We start from the raw sequence: 6,616 nt of genomic DNA, 5'->3' as shown, positions 1-6,616 counted from the left end.
TAGGTAGGGTCGGCTCAGGGGATGGGGTAGTTGGCAATCCCCTGAACTCCATGAATACCTTGCAGTCTAAGGTTGCAAGGGGCTAGAAGGGAGAATCCCCCGGTTTCTAACCGGGGGAGTGTCAAACAACCCTTTCTGAGTCGGTGCCAGGAGCGGCAACAACACCTTGAGGTGAGGGTGGATCCTAGTTGTCAAACTTTTTGTACCGATAGTAGTAGTCTCTACCGAGTTCTGGAAGAATTGCTCAACAATGCCTGCAAGTACACTCCTCCTGGGGGTTGGATCCAATTGGAAGTCAGCTGTATTGCTCATGAAAAGGAAACCTTTGCCCATGCCAGCACCAACACCACTCCATCCGCCGCAACCGAACTGCAAATCCAGTTGCGCAATTCTGGGGAAGCGATCTCCGACGAAGAATTAACCCATATTTTTGACCGCTTTTACCGGATCCCAAAACGAGATCTGTGGGGGCAGGGAGGCAGTGGGTTAGGGCTCACCCTCGTGAAAAGCATTGTGGAACAACTGGGGGGATCCATCCAGGTCAACAGCAACGATGCCTGCACCTGTTTTCAACTGAATTTGCCCTCACTCATTATTTGATCCCCATCTAGGAGCTGGTTATACAGAGGATCGATATCTGCAAGCTCTCGGTATACAGCTTCAGGAATAATAACTTGGCGATAGAGTTGGGGCAAAAGAGTCAGATGTTCATATGGCTCTTTCTACCTCTACACCGCAAAACCATCGGGCCGACGTTCCAATGCCAACGCCAATTGCTCGTACTCTGCCAAATGGTTGTAAAGCTGAGCAGAGATACGTACCCAAAGCTGCTCAGCAAAGGGGATGATCGGCACTTCGATGCGGTGTCTGTGCCAAAGGTCATCGTGTAACTGGCGGGCCCGAATCGGTAAAGGCAGATCCAGCCTCCACTGCTGCCAAAAGGATGGCAAAGGAAGGGTGGCCATAAAACCCAACATGTTCTCCGGAGCAGGCGGGATCCCCCCGAAACGCTCCAGGAGTAACTGCCGCGCCTGCATCATCAGGGTATGGTTGTGCTGACGAATAGGATCTATCCCCAACCCCTGGATAAACTCCAGGGCTGCCGAGATGGCCAACCAAGCACTGGGATCCCGGGTGCCCACCCAATCGAACTCGGCTAGGAAACCTTGACCAAAACCATGGGAGATCACCGTTGGGTGGGTATGAGCCTGTTGATGAGGTGCCACCCACAAAAAGGCACAGCCTTTCGGGGCAAACAACCACTTATGGGCATTGCCGGTATACCAATCGGCCCCCAGGGTTTCCAACGCTAGGGGGAGGGTTCCGGGGGCATGGGCACCATCCACCAAAACGGGGATGCCGCGCTCCCGACAAAGACTGATCAGCTCCGGTAGTGGGTAGATTAGGGCTGTGGGTGAGGTGATGTGATCCAAGACCGCCAAGCGAGTTTGGGGGGTGAGAATTGCCTCGAAGGCTGCCACAACCTGTTCCGGTTCCGTGATCGGAAAGGGGATCTGCGCTTCAACCGGGAGGGATCCCGACTGGGCCGAGACAAACTGTATTGCTTGGCGGACTGCTCCATAGCCCTGATTGGTATAGGCAATCTCATCCCCAGGCTGAAACTGCAGGGAGCGCAAGACGGCATTCACCCCACTGGTGGCATTTTCCACAAACACCAGATTTTCAGGTTCAGCCCCGACACAATGGGCCAACTCTGCTGCCGCCGCCCGCAAAGCCCGGGGAAGCACCTCTCCCATAAACTGTACGGGTTGGGCCTCAAGGCGTTCTCGCCAAGCACTCTGAGCCTGTAACACCGTTTTGGGGGTCGCACCGTAGGAGCCGTGATTCAAAAAAATCGCCTGCGGATCTAACCCCCACAGGGGGCGAAGGGCAGTACCAAATCTGGAGAAATCGAATCCAATGTTGGAGGAGAAAGACATGGTTTACCCAATGGGGCCGCAGAGGTGTACAGGCTGTCTGTGATCAGGGAGGGATCCCGCTTGCAAGGGGAAATGTCACAATGGCCGGTGTGGAGGCCGATGGCATTCTACGCGAATGGCTGCTCTTCTTTTAGACTCGGGAGATGGCTATGAACGAGCTGCAGATCACTCAGTGGTTAGAACAAGCGCTACAAAACCCACGCCTGAAACTCCAGGTCAAAACCCAGCCAATTCGAGACGGTGAATCAGAAGCCTACGCCTTGGTGGTGATGATCAATCGGCCTGCCGATCTCACCCTCGACTACGAAGAACTCACCTCCTGGTTCCAAACCACGGTCTCTGCGCACTATCCACAGGTGAAAAGTTTGGCCCTCTACAGTCGCCCGATTGGCCAACACGCCGCCGACTGGAAAACCCAGATCAAGCTTCAGCAATCCGCCCCACCCGATCCAGTCTCACCGGCAGCGGATCCCCATGAGCCTCTGGATCTAAGCCGCTTTTGCTTTACCGACAATCGATTGCTCCTGACCACCGATTTGCCCAAGCCGCCGGGTTTGCTCTGCCAGGCCATCCTCGCTTTTCACCGTCTCACCACCGAACAAAAGCGCGAGGTCTTGCCCCTGCTGCCCACGCTGTTCGAGAATCCAACCTCAGTCTCGACGGTGATGCTGTCTGTGGAGGCGGCTTTGTGGCTGGAACCCCTGAAAACCCTGAATCAGCACCAACTGCGCCTGTTGAGCATTTGGCTGAGTCGTTATTGCTTTAACCCCAACACCACCCTGATGGAGTTGGAATCTGTGCCGCCTACTCCCAACCGCACCACGGGACAGTTGAAACGCAGCAATCGTGCCCCTCAGATGGGAGTCTCCCTCACCTTAGCCAGTTTTGCCGGTAATCTAACGGCGGCCTCGGCAGTGACCGTGGGCTTGTTGTTTGGGATGGTGTTTGTACTTTCGTTGGCGATTATTGCCAGCTTAGAGGGCGGATTTTCCTTTGCCTATTTGATCTTTTCAATTCTGATCACCCTTGCCTTTAATGGGCTGATCTTCTTTTTATCGCCCTTTTTGATGGATCTCACTCAAGGTTGGCTTTATGGCACCGAATGGGTCAGCCTGGCGGAGATCAAGCGGCGCAGCCCAGAAACGGCAGAGGTGATCGAGCGGGTCTGTCAAAAACACAAGCTGAAGCAACCGAAGTTGGGGCTGATCCGTGACCAGAACCCTACTGCTTTTACCTACGGCAGCCTGCCCGACACCGCCCGTATTGTCGTCAGCGAAGGGCTGTTTACCTACTTGGAAGATGGGGAAGTGGCGACAGTCTATGCCCACGAGTTGGGACATGTGATCCACTGGGACTTTGCCGTCATGACCCTGGTTTCGACGTTGGTGCAGATTACCTATTTGATTTATGCCTACGTGCGCGACATTCGTGGCGATAGCAAGGCTGCCAAAAACATCCGCTCGCTGGCGTTTATTGCCTATATCTTTTACGTGGTGGGATCCTACCTGTTGCTTTACCTCTCGCGGGTACGGGAGTATTTCGCCGACCACTTTGCTGCTGAAGTAACCGGCAACCCCAATGCACTCTCGCGGGCTTTGGTGAAAATTGCCTATGGCATTGTGGAGGAAGGAGAACGGGAACAAGATGAGGAAACCCGTCGGCGCAGCTCCCGTCTCTTGGAAGGCACCCGTGCCCTAGGGATTTATGATGCCAAGGCGGCTACAACTGCCGGTACTGCCTATCGGGTGGCTGCGGATCCCAGCCAGGTGGGCAAGGTGTTTTTGTGGGATCTGTTTAACCCCTGGGCTTGGTGGATGGAGTTGAATTCTACACATCCGCTAACAGGTAAACGGGTACGCGCCCTGGGAACTTATGCCGAACAACTGGATCTGCCAGTAGAGTTTGATATGGCCACCGTGGCGGCGCAGGGTAAACATCTGAACCGACAACAGCTCTACGGGGGCTTCGCTCTGGATGTGGTGTTGCTAAATGCTGTTTGGATAGGGGTCATTTTGGGAACGCTGTTGGGGATCCCGGCCTTATTAGCGGGGCAGTTTGGGATCTTTGCTGGATGGATAGTTTTGGGAGGCAGTGTGGGACAATTGCTGAAAACGACGGTGATGTACCCCAGCCTCAATAATCCTCCGGCGTTGAATGTGTTGAAGGCAATGAGCAACCCCTATGCCAGCCCCTTACGCGGTTTGCCCATGCAACTCCAAGGACGGGTGATCGGGCGGGGCGATGCCGGATATCGTTTTGGCTCGGATCTAAAGTTTCAGGATGAGTCCGGGATGATCTTCTTGCGCTATGCCTCTCGCTTTGGGCCGTTGGGCAACTTCTTGTTTGGAGCAAACCAAGTGGAAGGGTTGATCGGTGAGCAGGGATCCGCGGTGGGCTGGTTCCGGCGAGGGGTGGCTGCCTGGATGGATCTGGACCATTTCCAAAAGCCTCAAGGCCAGGTTGTGACCAGTCATCATCCCTTCTGGCAGCGGGTGTGGGGTGTCATTGGGGTCGTGGTTGCCATTGGGTTGATGGTGCTGCTTTGAGAGGAGGTTCCCAGTCCCAATGGTTTCCGTTGCGCCCTAGCCACCCTTTGTTTGGAAAAGAGTTGGGGGAAAGATAACTCAGGCGGAATCACTTTGGGGTAAACCCGATTCCACTTCCTGCAAGACTTGTAGGGCACGGTAGGAGCTTTGCAAAGCCTGTAGTTCCTGTTGGGTTTGTTCCATCTGTTTGGCCCGATGCTCTTGTTGTGAGCGGAGCTCTTGGTTTTCAGCTTTTGCGCGGCGCAAGAGACGCTTCAGCTTTTGCTGCTGTTGTTGCAGTTGGGCGCGTTCTGTTTCGGAGTGTTGCAGCTGGATCCCTTGCCGTTCCAATTCTGTTTTGAGGGTAACAATTTGAGATTGCAGCTGACGAAGCTTTTGGCGCAGTTCTCGCTCCTTGTTGGATGTTTGGGAGTTGGAGGTTTGGGATGGGGGAGGCGTGTGAGGGGGTAATGTCTGTAGGTACTGTTGCAACTGCTGGGCCTGGGCCTGAAGTACTTGACACCGTTGTTGTTCGTTGCGCAGTTGGGCCTGGGCTCGTTCACAGGTTTGGATCTCCGCTTGCACCTGTTGCTTGATGCGGTTCAGGGTCTTTTGATGGCGTAGCTGAATTTGTTGGATCTCTTGTGCAATTTGCCCAGGGCGGGGATCCACCGCAGGTTGCCGGGGCTTACCTCCATGGTCTGCTGGATCAAAAGGCACCCAAGTGGCCAACAGCGACGCACGAAAGTCAGTCCAAGACTCCGATTGCAGGGCCAGTCTCAGGGTGCTCAAAGCCCCATAAGTTGCCCCAAGGCCCGCCAGGATCCCAGGGATCCAAGCCAGCGAGATCGACAGTTTGGGTAGAGTTGGCATCATCTGATCCAACAGCCCCACCACCAAAGCCCATGTCATGATCCCGATCCCCGCAGCAGCGGCACCAGAGACCCAAGAGGAGCGGGAAACCATCATGACCCGAACAAATCAGAGCGTTAGCCAGTTGAGAACTGGCCTGTAATTAATAATTAAGAGTCTATCTTGAGAGTTTATCTTGTCCATCGCGAGCTCGACCCTCTGGGATCCGCCCCCACTAGGGTACTTGCCAGGCCCGTTGGTGATAATCCTCGATCTGAGCCCAAGGATCCGCATGGGTAGGGTCATGCCCATGATGGGAGTGGCTATGACTGTGGTTGTGATGACTGTGGCTGGGGGAGTGGCCGTGATCGCGTAAGCGATGCGTAGCATTGTCGTGAGGATGGGTATGTTGAGCACTGGCCCATTCTTTTACCGCCAGTCGAAACTTGCATAGGTGACAATTCATTTGGGTTTGGCCCTGTCGGGCTTCCTGTTCCAGTTGGCGCAGGCTCTGCAAAATCGTATCGACAATGCCCAGTTCCGGTAGACCCAGCCAGTCCATCCCTGGATGAAGGAGCCGTTGTTCCTGGATGGCAGCCTCGATTTTTTTCACCAACACGCCAGTAAACAGGAAGTAGGGCAAAACGATCACCCGGCGCGGTTGCCACAACAACGCTCGTTCAAACCCCATCGGTAGGCGCGGATGGGTAATGCCGATAAAACAAGTCTCGACGGCGCGAAAACCGGATCCCTCCCAAAGCAGGCGGGCCAGTTTACAGGTTTCGGCATTGGCTTCCGGATCGCTGGATCCACGACCAACAAACAGCAGCACGGTTTCCGAGTCCGGGATCCCTGGAGGTTGAGCAGCCAACAAAGCCCTCAAACGCGCTCGCAGCAGTTGCAGAATTTCGCTGCGGATCCCCAGGGGTCCACTGTAATGAATACGCAACTGTGGATACAGGGCTTGCAGCCGATCCAACTCCACCGTCACGTCAAACTTGTTGTGACGAGCCCCAAACAACAGCAGCGGCAGTGCCACCACTTCCTGCCAACCTTGGGCGATGCACTGTTGGATCCCTTGGGCAATACTCGGCTCGGTCAACTCCAAGAAACAGGGGATCACGGGCCGGTGGGGGGTACGGGCTTGGTAGGCTTGGGCCAGTTCGAGAAAAGCTTGCCGTCCTTGGGGATCCCGGGATCCGTGGCCAATGAGCAACAGGGGTAGGGGCTGAGGCGTAGATGGAGAAAGCGGGGTGGACGCGGCGGTACTGAGCAAGTCGAACACAAAAACTCCGTTCC

The 6,616-nt window shown here is 55.0% G+C and carries 5 protein-coding genes; 2 read left to right on the top strand and 3 right to left on the bottom strand.

Annotation, left to right across the window (positions count from 1 at the left end; genetic code table 11):
* Positions 1–177 precede the first annotated feature (177 nt).
* Positions 178–600, top strand: coding sequence for a sensor histidine kinase (locus JX360_RS14145; RefSeq protein WP_244352190.1), 423 nt, complete (start codon positions 178–180; stop codon positions 598–600).
* A 128-nt stretch (positions 601–728) separates the two neighbouring features.
* On the opposite strand, the gene JX360_RS14140 is transcribed toward JX360_RS14145, so the two are convergent.
* Complete coding sequence (locus JX360_RS14140) at positions 729–1,940, bottom strand: aminotransferase class V-fold PLP-dependent enzyme (protein ID WP_244352189.1); 1,212 nt, start codon at positions 1,938–1,940, stop codon at positions 729–731.
* Between the two features lie 149 nt (positions 1,941–2,089).
* Between JX360_RS14140 and JX360_RS14135 the strand changes: the two genes are divergently transcribed.
* The gene (locus tag JX360_RS14135) at positions 2,090–4,486 is read left to right on the top strand and encodes a M48 family metalloprotease (RefSeq protein WP_244352187.1); all 2,397 of its coding nucleotides are present in this window, start codon (positions 2,090–2,092) and stop codon (positions 4,484–4,486) included.
* 78 nt (positions 4,487–4,564) lie between these two features.
* On the opposite strand, the gene JX360_RS14130 is transcribed toward JX360_RS14135, so the two are convergent.
* Positions 4,565–5,377, bottom strand: a complete 813-nt coding sequence (locus JX360_RS14130; RefSeq protein WP_244352176.1) for a hypothetical protein — start codon at positions 5,375–5,377, stop codon at positions 4,565–4,567.
* A 175-nt stretch (positions 5,378–5,552) separates the two neighbouring features.
* Positions 5,553–6,602 (bottom strand): sirohydrochlorin chelatase, encoded by a 1,050-nt coding sequence (locus tag JX360_RS14125; protein WP_244352174.1) that lies wholly within the window; start codon positions 6,600–6,602, stop codon positions 5,553–5,555.
* Between the last annotated feature and the right edge of the window lie 14 nt (positions 6,603–6,616).

The sequence above is a fragment of the Thermostichus vulcanus str. 'Rupite' genome, assembly GCF_022848905.1.
GTDB lineage: Bacteria > Cyanobacteriota > Cyanobacteriia > Thermostichales > Thermostichaceae > Thermostichus > Thermostichus vulcanus_A.
This window is presented reverse-complemented; position numbering and strand designations above follow the sequence as displayed.